At 73.1% G+C, this 16,637-nt stretch carries 11 protein-coding genes and 1 pseudogene; 6 read left to right on the top strand and 6 right to left on the bottom strand.

Translation table 11 applies throughout. From position 1 onward, the window contains the following. The 6 genes and pseudogenes from ACSNOH_RS25140 to ACSNOH_RS25115 all read left to right on the top strand — a co-directional run. A partial coding sequence (locus tag ACSNOH_RS25140; protein ID WP_436723695.1) for a lactonase family protein occupies nucleotides 1-1,057 on the top strand: 1,057 nt, incomplete at its 5' end. 338 nt (nucleotides 1,058-1,395) lie between these two features. Then, on the top strand, nucleotides 1,396-2,397 hold the full coding sequence (gene sbnA / locus ACSNOH_RS25135; RefSeq protein ID WP_436723694.1) for a 2,3-diaminopropionate biosynthesis protein SbnA: 1,002 nt from the start codon (nucleotides 1,396-1,398) through the stop codon (nucleotides 2,395-2,397). A gap of 164 nt (nucleotides 2,398-2,561) precedes the next feature. Then, entirely contained in the window at nucleotides 2,562-3,569 is a 1,008-nt protein-coding gene (gene sbnB, locus ACSNOH_RS25130; RefSeq protein ID WP_436723693.1) for a 2,3-diaminopropionate biosynthesis protein SbnB, read from the top strand. A gap of 101 nt (nucleotides 3,570-3,670) precedes the next feature. Then, nucleotides 3,671-5,590, top strand: a complete 1,920-nt coding sequence (locus ACSNOH_RS25125) for an FAD/NAD(P)-binding protein (RefSeq protein WP_436723692.1) — start codon at nucleotides 3,671-3,673, stop codon at nucleotides 5,588-5,590. Then, complete coding sequence (locus ACSNOH_RS25120; RefSeq protein WP_436723691.1) at nucleotides 5,587-7,167, top strand: L-lactate permease; 1,581 nt, start codon at nucleotides 5,587-5,589, stop codon at nucleotides 7,165-7,167. Before ACSNOH_RS25125 ends, ACSNOH_RS25120 begins: the two co-directional genes overlap by 4 nt. A 90-nt stretch (nucleotides 7,168-7,257) precedes the next feature. Next, nucleotides 7,258-8,196 (top strand): annotated as a pseudogene (locus tag ACSNOH_RS25115) (hydroxyacid dehydrogenase); the annotation flags it as partial. A gap of 129 nt (nucleotides 8,197-8,325) precedes the next feature. Here the strand turns inward: ACSNOH_RS25115 and ACSNOH_RS25110 are convergent. The 6 genes from ACSNOH_RS25110 to ACSNOH_RS25085 form a co-directional block, all read right to left on the bottom strand. Then, entirely contained in the window at nucleotides 8,326-8,922 is a 597-nt protein-coding gene (locus tag ACSNOH_RS25110) for an HD domain-containing protein (RefSeq protein WP_436723690.1), read from the bottom strand. Nucleotides 8,923-8,976: 54 nt separating this feature from the next. Further along, the gene (locus ACSNOH_RS25105) at nucleotides 8,977-10,002 is read right to left on the bottom strand and encodes a TauD/TfdA family dioxygenase (RefSeq protein WP_436723689.1); all 1,026 of its coding nucleotides are present in this window, start codon (nucleotides 10,000-10,002) and stop codon (nucleotides 8,977-8,979) included. Then, nucleotides 9,999-11,036: a TauD/TfdA family dioxygenase gene (locus ACSNOH_RS25100; protein ID WP_436723688.1), complete on the bottom strand. Its 1,038-nt coding sequence runs from the start codon at nucleotides 11,034-11,036 to the stop codon at nucleotides 9,999-10,001. The genes ACSNOH_RS25105 and ACSNOH_RS25100 overlap by 4 nt, the downstream gene beginning before the upstream one ends. A gap of 21 nt (nucleotides 11,037-11,057) precedes the next feature. Then, nucleotides 11,058-14,360 carry a non-ribosomal peptide synthetase gene (locus ACSNOH_RS25095; protein ID WP_436723687.1) on the bottom strand — a complete coding sequence of 1,101 codons (3,303 nt, stop codon included), beginning with the start codon at nucleotides 14,358-14,360 and terminating at the stop codon, nucleotides 11,058-11,060. Between the two features lie 45 nt (nucleotides 14,361-14,405). Next, on the bottom strand, nucleotides 14,406-14,618 hold the full coding sequence (locus ACSNOH_RS25090; protein ID WP_364966311.1) for an MbtH family protein: 213 nt from the start codon (nucleotides 14,616-14,618) through the stop codon (nucleotides 14,406-14,408). Nucleotides 14,619-14,743: 125 nt separating this feature from the next. Next, nucleotides 14,744-16,637, bottom strand: a 1,894-nt coding sequence (locus ACSNOH_RS25085; protein ID WP_436723686.1) for a LuxR C-terminal-related transcriptional regulator, incomplete at its 5' end; no start/stop codon positions are given.

The following is a 16,637-nucleotide window of genomic DNA, read 5'->3' as shown; positions in this document are numbered from 1 at the left end:
ATGCCGGTGCCGCCGCCCGAGCCCTGGTCGGCTGCTCCTCGGCGCGTACACCTCCGTCCCGGGCGGCGGCACCGGCATCGGGCTCGCCACGTACGACCGGCGTACGGGGCTGATCACCGCGGCGGAAGTGATCGAGGGGGTCGCCGACCCGTCCTACCTGGCGCTGCACCCGCGCGGCCACACCCTCTACGCCGTCAACGAGCAGCAGGACGGCACTGTGACGGCCATCCGGCTGGCCGACCGCCGGATCCTGGGCGCGTGGAGCACCGGCGGCGGTCTGCCGTGTCACGTATCGGTGCACCCGAGCGGCCGCTGGCTGCTGACTGCCAACTACCTCTCCGGGAGCGTGGCCGTTCACCCGATCGACGCAACGGGCGGCCTGGCCGAACCGGCCGACGTGGTCGCTCACCTCGTTCCCCCGCCGGCCCCCGGTCAGGAAAGCGCACACGCCCACCAGATCGTCACGAGCCCTGACGGACGCTTCGTCCTGGCAGTGGATCTCGGGAACGATACGGTCTACACCTACCGCCTCGATCCAACCACCGGAAGACTCACGCGCATTGCCTATGTGAGCCTCGCCCCGGGGGCCGGGCCGCGCCATCTCACCTTTCACCCCCGCGGCAAGTACGCGTACGTGGCGAACGAACTCGACAACACGGTCGTCGTCTGCGCCTACGATCCGGCGACGGGTGACCTCAGCCCGGGCCCGGCGCATCCCACCGGTTCCGGCACGTCCGGTTCCGTGAACCGTCCGGCGCAGCTCCTCGTCGGAAAGTCGGGCCGTTTCGCGTATCTCGCCAACCGCGGCCACAACAGCATCGCCCGCTATGCCGTCGAGTCCTCCGGCGCGAGGCTGCGCCTGCTGAACACCGTGCCGGTGCGCGGCGACTTCCCGCGGCACATGGCTTTCTCTCCCGACGAGCGCCTGCTCTTCGCGGCGAACCAGCGATCGGGCTCCGTCACGGTATTCCGGGCCGACCCCGGCAGCGGCCGCCTCACGCCTTCCGGTGCCCCCTACCGCGCCCCCGGCGCCGCCTGTGTGCTGGTCCGCATTTGACATTGTTTATCACCTTATCTACGGGTGACGAGAACTCCATTGGAGACTTGTCGTCATGGGTTCTCATGGACCGGCGAGCAGTGTCCGGGCCAGAGTTGATCACCAGGGAGTGGCGGCCCGGCCTACCGCCGCGCAACGGGGGGATCTCATGTGGAGTACGCGTTTCCTGCAGCCTCTTTCGCTGACGCGCACGTAACAGCAGGCCGGTGGAAAAGAACAGGCCGGTGACTCTCCCGCCTGTTGCAGCCCGCCGCCACGCCGGCCCGCCCGGGACACGGGGAAACCCCGGGGTACGCGGAAATGCGAGGCGATCAATGATCTATCAGAGCACTCACGAAATGATTCTGGACGACGTTTTTCTCGACCTGTCCGGCTTCATATCAGGGGTCAATCTCCTGCTCAAGGTCGAAGGCTTCAACCCGGCCGGTTCCATCAAGATGAAGGCCGCCGTCGGCCTGGTCGAGGACGCGGAGGACCGCGGGCTCCTGGGGCCCGGCGGCCACGTCATCGAGTCCTCCTCCGGCAATCTCGGCATCGCGCTGAGCTCGGTGTGCGCCGCTCGCGGCTACCGCTTCACCTGCGTGGTCGATCCCAACACGTCGGCGCACAGCATCGCGCTGATGCGGGCCTACGGGGCGGAGGTCGTCTCCGTCGATCAGCGGGACCGCAACGGCGGATTCCTGCAGTCCCGCATCGATTACATCCACCGGCGCATCGCGGGCGATCCCTCGCTGGTCTGGCCCAACCAGTACGCGAACCCGGCCAATCCCAGGGCGCATTACGAGCGCACGGCGGCCGCAATCGTCAAGCAGGGGCTCGACATCGACTATCTCTTCGTGGGCGCCGGGACCACCGGAACGCTGATGGGCTGCATCGTGTACTTCCGGGAGAACTCCCCGCGGACGAAGGTGATAGCCGTAGACACCGTAGGTTCGGTCACCTTCGGCAATCCGCCCGCCAGGCGCCACATACCGGGGCTGGGCACCAGCAGGCGGCCCGAGATCCTCGATCCGGAACGGGTCGAGCACGTGGTCATGGTTCCCGAGGCCGAAGCCGTGCACATGTGCCGCGTGCTCGCCGCGCAGCGCGGCATCGCAGCCGGCGGTTCGACCGGCTCCGTCCTGGCCGCCGTTGAGCGACAGCGGGCGGAAATCCCGTCCGGCGCCCAGGTCGTGGCGATCGCACCCGATCTCGGTGACCGGTACCTCGGCACCATCTACGACGACGCGTGGGTGCAGGAACGGTTCGGCGCGGATGCCGCCGCCATGCCGGGCGACGGCAGTGCGGACGCACTGCCGAGTCCGCGGCCACGGGTCCCGGCACAGTCGTGCCGGTCATGACGGCCGTATAGCGATTGCGGCCGACGCCGACGCCGACGCCCACGGCCACGCCGACGCCCACGGCCACGCCGACGCCCACGGCCACGCCGACGCCCATGCCCACGCCCACGCCCACACAGTCCGTCCCTATCCCCGAAGTCCCCGTAGTCCCCGAAGGGAAAGCAATGTTCGAGTTCAGCGTCATCGGCGGAAAGACCGCACGCGACATCATCGGCCGCACACGGCAGCAGATCGTTTCCGAGGTGCGCGAGACCTATCTGACCCACCACGCGGGCGAGTCGGTCAATCCCAACAGCTATTTCCTGCGCTTCCCCGACAAGCCCGACAGCCGCATCATCGCCCTGCCCGCCTACCTCGGCGGCAAGGCCGATGTCGCGGGCATCAAGTGGATCAGCAGCTTCCCGGGCAACATCACCAAGGGGTTCCCGCGCGCCTCGGCGGCCCTCCTGCTGAACGACTACGAGACCGGCTATCCCTTCGCCTGCCTGGAGGCGTCCCAGATCAGCGCGGCCCGTACCGCCGCCTCCGCCGTCCTCGCCGCCGAGCAGCTGACCGGTGGGCGCACCGCCCGGCGGCTGACCATCGTCGGCGCGGGCATCATCGCCCGCAACATCCTGGAGTTCTTCACCGCCCAGGAGTGGTCTGTGGACAACCTCGTCATCCACGACCGGCTGCCCGAGTACAGCAAGGCGTTCGCCGAGTACGCCGGTTCCTCGCTGGGCCACCGGGCCACGGTCGAGGACGACCTGACGGCCGCCCTGACCGGCTCGGACCTGGTTGTCCTGGCCACCACGGCCGGCGAGCCGTACATCACGGACCCCGCGGCCTTCGCCGCCGGCCAGGTCGTGCTGAACGTCTCCCTGCGCGACATCGGCCCGGAGATCATCCTCGGTGCGCAGAACATCCTCGACGACGTCGACCACTGCATGACCGCCAACACCTCGCCGCACCTGGCCGAGCAGAAGTACGGCCACCGCGACTTCATCGACGGCACGCTCGCGGACGTGATCCTCGGAGGCATCCGGCCCGCCGAGGACCGGCCGGTGATCTTCTCCCCGTTCGGGCTGGGCGTCCTCGACCTCGCCGTCGGCATGCACGTCTACCGCACGGCGCGGGAGAGCGGCGAAGCCGTCGACGTACCGGACTTCTTCGGCGAGACGCGGCGGTGGTGACGATGACTTCTTCTCAGACTTCTTCCCAGACGTCTTCTCCGACTTCTTCTCAGACTTCTTCTCAACCTGTTTCCGCGTCCTCCTTGCCCACGGAAGGTAATGTGCCGACCGGACCCGGCGTCTGCATCATCGGTTTCGGCTCGCGCGGCCTCGGCGTCCTGGAGCGGATCGTCACCCTGACGTCGGCGCCCGCATGGGGCGGCCGGCCCTTCACCGTCGATGTCGTCGACCCGCGGTGCGACGCCACCGGCATTCACGACCCGGCTCAGCCGGATTACCTGTTGCTCAACACCACCTGCAGCCAGGTCTCCCCCTTTCCCGAGGAGGCCACGGTCGGCGACACCGTCGGCGACCGCGGGCCGAACCTCTACGAGTGGGTCCGCGAACGCGGCCTCCGGATGGCCGAGGACGGTTACACGCTCGGTCCCTCCGGGCGCGAGATACGCGAGGACGACTACCTGCCGCGGCGCATCCTCGGCGAGTACCTTTCGTGGTTCCTCCAGCGCGTCGTGGACCGCGCGCCCGGCCACCTGGTGATCCGTTTCCACCGGACCGAGGCCACTGACCTCACCGTCCTGCCCGGCGGCAACCGCCGTATCGTTCTCGCCGACGGCGGCGTCCTGACCGCCCCGTTCGTCTTCCTCACCACCGGGCACACCCCGCCGGCCGCCCAGCCCGAGCGGAACCGCCCGCTGGGCGAGCACCGCAGGGTGCGGGAGATCTACCCGCCGGCGAGCCGGTTCGCGGACATCCTGCCCGGCCGGACGGTCGCCCTGGCAGGTACCGGCCTGTCCGGCATGGACGCCCTCGCAGCGCTCACTCTCGGCCGCGGCGGCAGGTACACGGCCACCGGCGGGACGCTGCAGTACGTCCCGAGCGGTGAAGAGCCCCGCATCCTGCTGTACTCGCGTACGGGCTTGCCGTTCCGCGCCCGCCCCAGGGCCAACCGGGAGGGCGCACTGTACGAGCCGCTGGTGTTCACGGCGGAGGCCGTCGACCGCCTGCGGGCCGACGCCCCCGAGGAGGGCCTGAGCCTCCACGGCGACCTGCTGCCGCTCGTCCGCACGGAGATGCGCGCCGCCTTCCACCTCCGTTGCGCCGCACTGCTCGGCGGTGACGGCGGCCCGGCGGCTGAGGAACGTGCGGTGACCGCCCTCCGCGAGGCCGTCGCGGCCGGACGGCTGGACGCCGAGCTGGACAGGCTGGACGAGGAGCACAGGGCAGCCTTCGGGACCCTGGACCCGGAGGAGCTGCTCTTCCCCGAACCGGGCGACCTCTCCGGCAGCCGCGCCTACCAGGACTGGTACGCCGGCCGCCTGGCCGCGGACCTGGAGCAGGCCGAGGCGGGCCTGGCCGGCAGCCCGCTCAAGGCCGCCCTGGAGGTCCTCCGCGACCGCCGTGAGCTCATCCGCAGGGCGGTCGACTTCGCGGGGCTGGACGAGAAGTCCCACGACGAGTTCTACGGCTCCTTCACGGCTGTGCTGAACCGTTCCGTGACCGGCCCCCAGCTGGACCGGCACCAGGAGCTGCTCGCCCTGCTGCGGGCCGGGGCGGTCGCTGTGCCGTTCGGCCCCGAGCCGGAGGTGGCCTGGGACGAGGAGGGCGCGTGCTGGCGCCTGTCCTCCACCCGGCTGGCCGAGCCGTACTCCGCCACCGCCGACTGGCTCGTCCACGCCACTTCCGGCCAGCCGGACGTCGAGCGCACGGGCAGCAGACTGCTCGCCGGCCTGGTCCGTACGGGCACCATCCGGCGGCACCGGCCCGCCGTAGCGAACAGCCGGGGCGTGGACCTCACGCGCGGGCTGCATCCGGTCGGCGGGGACGGTGCGGCGGACGAGCGCATGTGGGTGCTCGGGCCGCTGTCCGAAGGCACCACCTTCTACAACCACTACGTGCCGTCGCCGGGCGGGTTCTCGCGGGCGCTGAGCGACGCGCACAGGAGCGTCGTGGAGATGCTCACGGCAGCGGTGTCCGAAAAGGAGTCACCCGCAGAGCCGCCATCAGCAAAGGTGGCCCTGTGAACGCTGCTCTCGCAACCCTCCCCATCCTCGTGACGCTGGGACTCCTCGCGCTCGGGGTGCGTGCTCTCTACGCGGCCCTGTCGGCCCTGGCGACCGCAATCGTCATCACCGTCACCTCCTTCCGTACACCGCTCTCCGAACTCGGCCACGCCGAGCAGCACATGCTGCCCACGATCGTCGAACTGGCCGCGATCCTCTTCGGCGGCATCCTGCTCAGCGAGCTGATGACCCGCACAGGCGCGCAGTCCCGGCTGGGCAACTGGATAGGCAGCGCGTGCAGTTCGCCCAGTCGTGCGGTACTGCTCGTCATGCTCGGAGTGACGCCTTTCGCCGAATCGCTCACCGGCTTCGGCATCGGCGTCATCGTGGCCATCCCCCTCCTGCGGCAACTGGGCCTGCCGCCGGCCAAGGCCGCGGTGGTCGGCCTGCTCGGGCTGGTCACGGTGCCCTGGGGCTCCCTGGCGCCGGGCAGCCTGGTCGCCGCGGAGCTCGGCGGGGTCGATTTCCAGCAACTGGGCATCGACTCCGCCCTGCTGTCCGCGCCGGTCTTCCTCATCACCGGATCGGCCGCCCTGATCGTCGCGCTGGGCCTGCGCCGCGCCGTGGCCTCGGCCGGCGACCTGGTGCTGGCCGTGGCGGCCCTCTGGGGCACCATCTGGGCCGTCAACACCTTCATCGGCGTGCCGCTGGCCGGCGTCCTCGGCGGACTCGTCACCATGGTCGTCCTGCTGCTCGTCTCCCGGCTGCTGGAGAAGGACGGCGCGGGCGCGCGGCGCGAGTCCATCACCCGCACCCTCTCCCCGTACGCCTTCCTCGTCGCCGGCCTCCTGGTGAGCCGGCTGGTCCTGGAGTCGGCGGGCGTCAAGGAGGGGTGGTGGACGGTCGTCGCCGGCCCCGGCGGCTGGCTGCTGCTGACCGCCGTCCTCACGCCCAGGCTGCTGGGAGCCGGTGACACGGCCGGCGAGCCCGTACTGGGCACGGCGTCCCGCGCGGCGCTCGGCCGCTGGTGGCAGGTGACCCTGACGACGGTCGTGTTCCTGACGCTGGGCACCCTGCTCACCGTGACGGGCATGAGCCAGGAACTCGCCGAGGCCTGCGCCTCGATCGGCTCCTCCTACCTCGTGCTCGCGCCCTGGATCGGCGCCGTCGGCGGCTTCCTGGCCGGTTCCAACACCGGGGCGAACGCGATGTTCGCCGCGAGCCAGGCGAACACCGCCGAGGCGCTCGGCTACTCCACCGGACACCTCGTGGCCGTCCAGAACGTCAGCGCGGCGCTCGCCTCGGGCGCCTCCAGCGCGCGCGTCGTCCTGGCGGCGCAGCTGGCGGAGAACGCGCCGGGGCCGGCGGCCGCGGCGGTCATACCGGCCGTACCGGCGCGCGAGTCCGTGCTCGCGTCGGGGGGCCGGCCGGCGACGACCGTGCTGCAGGCCCCTGCGGAGGCTGAAGCGGAGGCGGAGGCGGAGACGGAGACGGCGACGAGCCGTCCGGTCGACACGCGGTGGGTTCTGCGCACGGTGCTGTCGGTGCATGCGCTCGTGTTCCTGACGACAGGGGCGATAGCGGTCGTGTGGCAGTGACGGAGGAACGCAAGCCGCAACCGCGACGGAGCGAGAACCGGAAGACGTAAAGAGCTGACGAACGGAAAACGGAAGAACGGAAGAACTGGAATGAAGCCTCCGGTAGTCCTGATAGCCGACCCGCTCTCGCCCGCGGCGGTCGACGCCCTGGGCGAAGGCGTCGAGATCCGTCATGTCGACGGTACGGACCGGGCCGCGCTGCTGGCGGCGGTCCCGGACGCCGACGCCCTGCTCGTCCGCAGCGGCACCCTCGCCGACGCCGAGGTCATCGCCGCCGCGCCCCGCCTGAAGGTCATCGGCCGGGCCGGCGTCGGCCTCGACAACGTCGACGTCGGCGCGGCCACCCGCGCCGGCGTCCTCGTGGCCAACACCCCCACGGCCAACATCGTCAGCGCCGCGGAGATGACCTGCGCCCTGCTGCTGGCAGCGGCCCGCAACGTCCCGCAGGCCGGCCACGCCCTGAAGCAGGGTTCCTGGGAGCGCAGCCGCTTCACGGGCGTGGAGCTCTCCGGCAAGGTGCTGGGCATCGTCGGCCTGGGCCGCATCGGCGTGCTGGTGGCCGAGCGGCTGACGGCGTTCGGCATGAAGGTCATCGCCTACGACCCGTACGTGGTGGACGGCCGATCCACGGACCTCGGCATCGAGATGACCGGTCTCGACGACCTCCTCACCCGCGCCGACTTCGTGACGGTCCACCTCCCGCGGACCCCCGAGACGATCGGACTGATCGGCCACCGGGAGCTCCGTAAGGCCAAGCCCACCGCGTACTTCGTCAACGTCGCCCGCGGCGGCATCATCGACGAGGCCGCCCTGACCGACGCCCTGCGCACCGGCCGCATAGCCGGCGCCGCCCTGGACGTCTTCGAGAACGAGCCGCCCGCCGGCTCCCCCCTCCTCACCCTGGACAACGTGGTGGTCACCCCACACCTGGGCGCCTCCACCCGCGAAGCCCAGGAGAAGGCGGGAACCCAGGTGGCCGAATCCGTGGCCCTGGCCCTCAAGGGCGCCCCGGTCCCGGACGCGGTGAACGCTCCGGACCTCGCGGGCTCACCGCGGCCGCACCGCCTCGCAGGGGTCGGCGGCTGACGCGCACGCGGGCCCCGGGCCCGGCTCCCCATGAGGGAACCGGGCCCGGGGCCCGCGTATTTTCCCGGCGCGTTACGCGTCCAGCCGGTTGGTGAGGATCCGCTCGGCGATGTTGTCGCGCAAGGACGCCGCGGGCGAGCTGGCCGGCTTGCGTTCCGCCTGGTCGCGGAAGCAGGCGAGAAACTCCTCCGCGATGCCGGCGCGCGGGTACCGCTGCAGCACCTCGGCCTTGAAGGCGCCGGAGAAGTCGTCCATGTGCCGCCCGGAGATGTCCATGCTGGTCGAGCGCTCCAGGAGGTGGCCCTCCGGGTCCGCGTGCGGATCGACCTCGCTCAGCATGTGGGCGAGGACGACCTCGACCAGCCGCTGCCGCCGGGCCGGCGGCCACCCCGCCGCGGCGGCGAAGACCCAGGCCACGTGGCCGCTGGCGTCGTCGAAGCCCAGCGTGTGGTTGTCGAACTCCCGGACCAGGCCGATGTCGTGGAACATCGCCCCCACGAACAGCAGCTCGGGGTCGAAGGCGATGCCCTGCTCCGTGCCGTACGCCGCTGCCCAGACGTAGGCCCTCACGGAGTGGTTCAGCAGCGCCGGCGAACAGTAGGCGGTGGCCACTTCCAGGGCGGCTGCGCACGCCGGGGTGGACGGAACCGCCAGCGGGTCGAACGTCATGTGGTGCTCCTATCAGCCGCAATCGGCCTGAACATGTGGTGGGTCCGGAACGGCTCAGGCCGTGGGAGTGCCGGCCGGCGGCAGGTCGTGGTTGACGTGGAGGCCGGACATCGCCACCAGGATCCTGCGGTCGCCGCGGAAGGGCTCGCGGGCGTGGGTGGCGAGGAAGTTGTCCACGACGAGGACGTCTCCGTGCTGCCAGGGCACCGAGACGGACGCCTCGCGGTAGAGGGCGCGGATGTGCTCCACGTCCTCGTCGTCGATCGGTGTGCCGTCCCCGTAGAAGGCGTTGCGGGGGACGCCTTCGGGACCGTACTCGTCGAGGAGGTAGGCCGCCGCCTCGGTGGGGAGGTTCGAGATGTGGAAGAGGTGGGCGTGGTTGAACCACACGGTCTCTCCCGTGCGGGGGTGCCGGGCGACGGCCTGCCGCACCGTGCGGGTGCGCAGCCCGTCATCGCCGGTCCAGGCGAACTCGGTTCGCGAGGCCCGGCAGTAGGCCTCCACTTCCGCCCGGTCGGTGGTCTGGAAGACCTCCTGCCAGGGGATGTCGAGGTCGGGGCTGTAGTTGCGGACGTAGGCGACGCCGTGCCGCTGGAAGCGTTCGCGCAGTGCGGCGGGGATGCGGGGGTAGACCGTCCGCTCGCTGGCCAGCGGCGTGGCGCCGCCCACCGGCGCGGGGACGTCGCAGTAGAAGTAGAGCCGGCTGGGCCAGTTGTGCGCGTAGGACATCTCGTGGTGGAAGGGGATCCACTGGTCCTCGCTGAGCTCGGTGGAGGTGAAGACCTTGTCGGCGACCTCGGTCCGCGGCGCGGCGCGTTCCATGTAGTCGAGGAGCTCGGGGGAGAAGGCGCGCGCGGCGGCTCCGAAGGACGCCGGGCCGTCGACGGCGAAGCCGCGGAAGAGCAGGGCGCCGTGGCGGTCGAGCTGCTCGGTGAGCCGGTCCCGGTTCGCGTGGATCCACCGGTCGAGAGCCATTCCGTGCTCGGCCGCCTCGATGCGCAGGAGGAAGGGTTCGGGGTCCACCGGGGCGGTGCTGACCGGAGCGCCCGCGAAGTCCGGGCCGGTGAACGGGGCGGTCATGCGCTGCCTCCGGCCTGCGGGGCGTGCGCCTGCGGCCGGGCGGGGTCGGACATGGCCGCAAGGATGCGGCGGGGGCCCTCGAAGGGCTCGCGGGCGTGCGCGGTGATCATGTTCTCGACGAGCAGGACGTCGCCCTGCCGCCAGTCGAAGCCCGTGGTCTCCGCGGCGTACGCGGCGCGCAGCTCGGCCAGGGTCTCGTCCTCGATGGGCGTGCCGTCGCCGTAGTACGTGTTGTAGGGGAGATCCTCTTCCGGCAGCGCCTCGCGCAGTCCGGTGCTGACCTCCTCGGGCAGCGAGGTGACGTGGAAGAAGACGGCGTGGTTGAACCAGGTGCGCTCGCCCGTGACGGGGTGGGTGTGCACGGCGGGGCGCACCTGGCGGGTGCGCAGGTGCCCGTCGTCGGCCCATTCGGCGGAGATGCCGGCGGCGGCGCAGTACGCGGCGACCCGGCCGGGGTCGTCGGTCTGGAAGGCCTCCTGCCAGTCCAGGCTGATGCCGGGCAGGTAGTTGCGGACGTACTGGACGCCCAGCCGCTCGAACTTGGCGACCGTCTCCGGTGACAGGGCGGCCAGGACGCGCCGGGAGTCCGCGAGGGGCGTGCGGCCGCCGCGGTCGGCGGGCCGCTCGCAGCAGAAAACGATCCGCATGGGCCAGTTGTCGGTGTACGACTGCTCGTTGTGCAGCAGGATGTGCTGGTCGGCGGGGTACTCGGTGGAGGTGTAGATGCCGTGCGACACCTCGGTACGCGGTGAGGAGCGCTCGCCGTACGCGAGGACGCGGCCGGAGAGGGCGTCCATGACCGTGCGGAACTGCGCCGCCCCGGTGACGGCGAAGTCGCGGAAGAGCACGGCTCCGGCCCGGTGGGCCAGGTCGTCGATCAGGTCGCGGTGGGCGCGGATCCAGGGGAGCAGATCGGTTCCGGGCGCGTCGGCGCGGACGAGGGCCGGCAGGGTGCGGCCGTCCCATTGCCGCGCGACCGTCACGGAGCCGTGGCCGGCGCCGGGCGCGGCGGCTGCTGGGTCGGTCAGTGTCATCGGGATCTCCGTAACGGGTGGTCAGCCGCGGTACCGGCTGCGGTCGATGCGCGGGATGGGTGCCGCGGAGGCGGTGTCTCCGGACTGCCGCTCGCGGTCCTTCTGCTCGTCGACGAGCGCGGCCAGGCCGGCGACGGTGGACGCCTGGAGGAACTGGCCGATGCGGAGCCCGACCCCGAGGCCGGCCCGGATGCGGGCGACGGCCCGGATGGCCAGCAGCGAGTGGCCGCCCAGCTCGAAGAAGGAGTCGTGGACGCCGATGCGTTCGCGCTCCAGGAGCTCCGCGCAGATCGCGGCGACGGCCACCTCGGTGGGCGTGCGGGGCGCGGTGTAGGAGGGACCGGTGGGACCGGCGGCCCCGGGAGCTGGCAGCGCCGCGGTGTCGATCTTGCCGTGGGGGCCGAGCGGCCAGCTGTCGAGGAGCGTCAGGTGCGCGGGCACCATGGCGTCGGGCAGCTGCTCCCGCAGGAACTCCTGGAGGGCGGGCACCGCGGCCTCGCCGGTGACGTAGCCGGCGAGCTGCGGGGCGCCCTGGGCGTCGGGGTGCACGATCACCAGCGCACCGGTGACACCGGGGTGGGAGCGCAGGACGGCCTCGACCTCGCCGGCCTCGACGCGATTGCCCCGGATCTTGACCTGCCGGTCGGCGCGCCCGCGGAACTCCAGGGTGCCGTCGGGGCGGCGGCGGGCGAGGTCGCCGGTGTCGTACAGGCGCTGCCCGGCGGCGAAGGGGTGGGGCACGAAGCTCGCCGCGGTGAGGCCGGGCCGGCCCAGGTAGCCGCGCGCCAGCTGGGCGCCGCCGACGTAGAGCCGGCCGGGTACGCCCACCGGCTGGGGGCGCAGGGCGTCGTCGAGGACGTACAGCTGGACGCCGGGCACGGGACGGCCGATCGGCACCCGCGCGGGGACCGGCGCGCGGACCTCGCCGGCAGTGACGTCGATGACGGCTTCGGTGGGCCCGTACTGGTTGTACAGCCGGGTGTGCGGATAGCGCTCCAGGACCCGCTCCGCCAGGGGCGCGGAGAGCTCCTCACCGCCGCTGAGCAGGACGCGGAGCTCCGGGTGCCCCTGGTCGGGCGTGTCGAGGAACGCCTGCAGCATCGAGGGGACGAAGTGGCAGACGGTCACCCGCTGCCGGTCGAGGAGCTCGTGCAGGTAGTCGATCTCGCGGTGGCCGCCCGGCCGGGCGACGACGACGGTGGCGCCGGTGACCAGCGGCCACAGCAGCTCCCACAGGGAGACGTCGAAACCGAGCGGGGTCTTCTGCAGCACGCGGTCGCCGGGGGCGAGGGCGTAGTCGCGCTGCATGCCGTGCAGGCGGTTGAGCAGGCCGCGGTGGGTGCTGACCACGCCCTTGGGGCGGCCGGTCGAGCCGGAGGTGAACAGGACGCAGGCCGCCGAGCCGGGCTGCACGGGTGCCGGTGCGGGCCGGTGCGCGGGGCGGCCGGCGAGCTCGTCGCCGCCGGCCGGGAGGCAGGCACGGCCGGGGAAGAGGCCGGCCAGGGCGTCCGTGGTGAGGACGGCGGCGGGCGCCGCCTCCTGCGCGATCAGGTCCAGGCGGGCCCGGGGGTAGTCGGGGTCGAGCGGCAGGTAGGCCGCGCCGGCCTTGAAGACGCCGAGCACCGCGGCGAGCAGGGCGGGGCCCCGGTGCAGGCACACCCCGACGAGGTCCTCGGGGTCGGCGCCGTGCTCCGCGAGCAGGTGGGCGACCTGGTTGGCGCGGGCCTCCAGCTGGGCGTAGGTGAGGGTCTCGCCGGTTGCGTCGTCGACGACGGCGAGGGCGTCGGGGGCGGCGTCCGCACGGGCCTCGAACCACTGGGCCAGGGCGGGCCCCGTGAGCTCGCCTGCGCCTGCGCCCGCGTCTTCCCCGACGAGCTTCTGCCGCTCCTCCTCGGAGAGGACGGGCAGGTCGTGGACGGTGCGGTCGGGGTCGGCGGCGGCGGCCCGCAGCAGGGTCGTGAAGGCGGACACCAGCCGCTGGGCGGTGGCGCGGTCGAACAGCTCGGTGGAGTACTCAAGCCGGCCCGTGAGGCCGCCGTCGGCGTCGGGGGCGAGCTGGACGGACAGGTCGCACCGGACGGTGCCTGCCGGATCGGGCAGCGTCTCGCACTCCAGGCCCGGCAGGGAGAAGGCGGCGGGCGGGGTGTTGTGGAGGACGAACCAGTGCCGGGCCAGCGCGGTCTGGCCGGAGGCGTCGCGGTCCAGGCGCAGTTCGTGGACGATCCGGTCGAAGGGCACGTCCTGGTTCTCGTAGGCGCCGTTGCACACGTCGCGAGTGCGGCGCAGCAGGGACCTGAACGTGTCGTCCGGCGCGGCGCGGACGCGCAGCGGCAGGGTGTTGACGAAGAAGCCGACGACGTCCTGCAGTTCGGCCCGCGTGCGGCCGGCGAGCGGGGTGCCGACGACCACGTCGTCCTCCCCGGCCCAGCGGCCGAGGACCAGGGACCAGGCGGCGACGAGGGCCATGAACGGCGTCGCCTGCGCCTCGTGGGCCAGTTCGCCCAGGGCGTCCGCCAGGGCCGGGGGCACGGTCAGCGGGACGGTGTCCCCGGCGTAACTGCGGTCGGCCGGGCGGGGCCGGTCGGTGGGCACGTCGTTGGCGGGGACGCCGTCGAGACTGGTGCGCCAGTAGGCGAGCTGCTCGTCGAGGGTCTCCTGGCGCAGCGCCCCGCGCTGCCAGACCGCGAAGTCCGCGTACTGCAGGCCCGGTTCGGGGAGTGCGGCGTCACCGCCGTTGACGAGCGCCGCGTAGGCGGTGCCGAGCTCGTTCACGAGCAGGCCCATCGACCAGCCGTCCACGACGATGTGGTGGACGGACAGCACCAGGACCCACTCGGGGCCGGGGGCGTCCGTCACGCGCAGCAGCAGCGCGCGCAGCAGCGGCGGGCGGGACAGGTCGAAGCCCTCGCCGGCCGCGGCGGCCAGCTCGGCCCCGACGAGGTCGCCTGTGACGTCCCGCACGGGCAGGGCCACGGTGAAGGTGCCGGCGGGGTGGACGACCTGTTCGGCGCGGTCGCCGCTCTCCTCGATCCCGGTGCGCAGCACTTCGTGGCGGTCGACGAGCAGCTGCAGGGAGCGGCGCAGCGCCTCGGGGTCGAGGTCGCCGCGCAGCCGCAGGGCGCCCGAGCCGGCGTAGAGGGCGGAGCCCGGCCGCATCCGTTCGACCACGTACAGGCGCTCCTGCCCGAAGGACAGCTCGGCGCGGGACACGGCGCGGGGGTCGGCGCCGCGGCGCGGTATGCGGTCCGCCGCCCGGCCGGTGCCGGCCTCGTCCAGCAGCTTGTCGAGGAGCCGCAGCTGGTCGGGGGAGAGCGGGGTAGTCAAGGGATTCCTCCTGGCAGGGAAGGGGACGACGGGGGCGGCGGCCGGTCAGGCGGCCGGGTCCGCCGCCTCGCGCAGGCTCAGCGGTCGCATGTCCGTCCACACCTCGTCGATGTGGGCGAGGCACGCTTCGCGAGTGCCGGAGGTGCCCTCGGCCCGCCAGCCGGCCGGGACGGCCGCGTCCGCGCGCCAGATGGAGTACTGCAGCTCGTCGTTGAGCACCACCTGGTACTCCGGCTGCTCACTGCTCTCGTCGGGCATGGCCGTCCTGCCTTTCACGGTGGGATTCCGGGGTCCGGGATTGCCGGAGGGGGTCACGACGCGGTCCGGGGCGCCGCCGCGCGCGGGGCGCCACGGCGCGCGGCCGCGGCAGGCTCCGGCCCTCCTCACTCTGCGGTGACGGGCACCGGGGTGTCATGTCGGGGCTTCTCCCGATGGGGAGCGGTGCGCTGTCCGGGTACGGCGGGCCCGGGCCGCCCGGGGTGCCCCGACCGGCCGACGATGGCGGCGACTTCGGCCCGCGAGGAGACGACGAGCTTCTTGAAGATGCGGCCGAGGTGGGTCTCGACGGTCTTGTGGCTCAGGTCCAGCGCCCGGGCGATCTGCTGGTTGGTGCGCCCGCCGCTGACGAGGACGGCGATCTCCTGTTCGCGCCTGCTGAGGGCGGCGAGGCCCGGCTCCGGGTCCGGGCAGGGCGACGGCACGGCGGCGACGGGCGCGCCGGCGGCCGCGGCGACGACCTCGTCCTTGAGCGCGAGGGCCAGGGCCAGCAGGCGGGGGCTGTCGACGGCGGCGGCGTTGGTCTCCGCGCAGGCGGCGTGGCGGACGGCGCCCGCCAGGTCGCCGATGTCGCGCTGGAGCGCGGCGGTCGCCATGGCGAACCGCGGGACGAGGGTGGTGAGCCGCCGGGCCTCGGCGATGCGCAGCCCGCGCCCGTACTGGGTGACGGCGGTGCCCGCCCGGCCGAGGCCGGCCTCGGCCGTGGCCAGCCAGTAGAGGCCGTCGAGGTGGCGGGCGGCGGTGTCGTCCGGCAGGGCGTCGAGGAGAACGGCCGCCTGGTCGGCGTACGTGCGGGCGCGGGCGGTCTCCCCGCGGCGGACGGCGCCGGCCGCGAGGAGGGCCAGCGCGCGTCCGCGGCGGGCCGGGGGAAGAGCAGTGAGCAGCGCCGGGGCGGCCGTGAGGCCGGCGTCGTCCGGTGCGGCGCCGGTTTCCAGGGCGTGGGCCAGCCGTTCGGCGTGCAGCAGGGCGCGGGCGGCCGGTTCGCGGGCGTGCCGGGCGGCGGCTTCGAGCTCGGCCAGCGCCGCCGCGTCGTCGCCGAGAACCCGCCACACGCGGGCCCGCAAGCGGTGCGCGGCGGCGGTCACGGCCGGGCAGGGGCGGGCAGAACCGGCCGGTCCGTCAGCGGTGTCCGTACCGGTGCCGCCGGTCGCGGCCAGGCAGTCGCCGAGCCGGCCGGTGAGCGCCAGGGCACGGCCGAGCAGCAGCCGGGCGGCGGGTGCCCGGCCGGTGGCGGGATCGAGGTTCATGGCGGTACGGGTCCAGGTGGCCGCTTGGGCCGGGTCGACCCAGAGCCGCTCGGCCGCGGCGGTCAGCAGGATGCCCGCGCCGGCCGCGTCGCCCTCCAGAGCGCTGTGTTCGAGGTGCCGGGCCAGGGGCACGGAGCCGCTGTCCCAGCGGGCCGGGAGGGCGGTGGCCCGGTCGTGCGCGCCCTGCAGCCAGCCGGAGCCGGCGGACTGGTAGGCGGCGGCGCGCAGCAGCGAGTTGCGGAACCGCAGGCCGCGGGTGGGGTGGCTGCCGTGGACGAGGTCCTCGCGCAGCAACTCGTCCACGGCCGAGCGCAGGGCGGCGTCGTCGAGCTGGGCGACCCGTCCGACGGCGGTCACGTCGAAGGGCTCGCCGAGCACGGCTGCCGACCGGGCCGCGAGCCAGCCGGCCGCCGACAGCCCCCGGAAGTCGCGCAGGCAGTCGGTGAGGACCTCGATGGGCAGGGGGAAGGCGGTGCCGCCGCAGCGGTCGGGCACGGCGCGCAGCGCGGCGAAGGCCCGCAGCAGGCCGGGGTTGCCCCCGGAGGCGGCCAGCAGCGTCTCGCAGTGGACCCGGCTGAGGTCATCGGGGAGAAGGGACAGCGCCTCCTCCTCGGAGAGGGGAGCGACGCCCACGCGCCGTACGACGCCGTGGAGCGCGGCCTCGGCGAGCAGGCTGCGCAGGGCGCCGTCGCCCTGGCGGGGGCGGTGGGCGACGGCCAGCACGACCGGGGCGGCGGGCGGGTGCCTGATGAGG

This window comes from Streptomyces sp. URMC 127, from assembly GCF_051386535.1.
Lineage (GTDB): Bacteria > Actinomycetota > Actinomycetes > Streptomycetales > Streptomycetaceae > Streptomyces.
The sequence above is the reverse complement of the archived record's forward strand: the minus strand, read 5'-3'. Positions and strand labels throughout refer to the sequence as shown.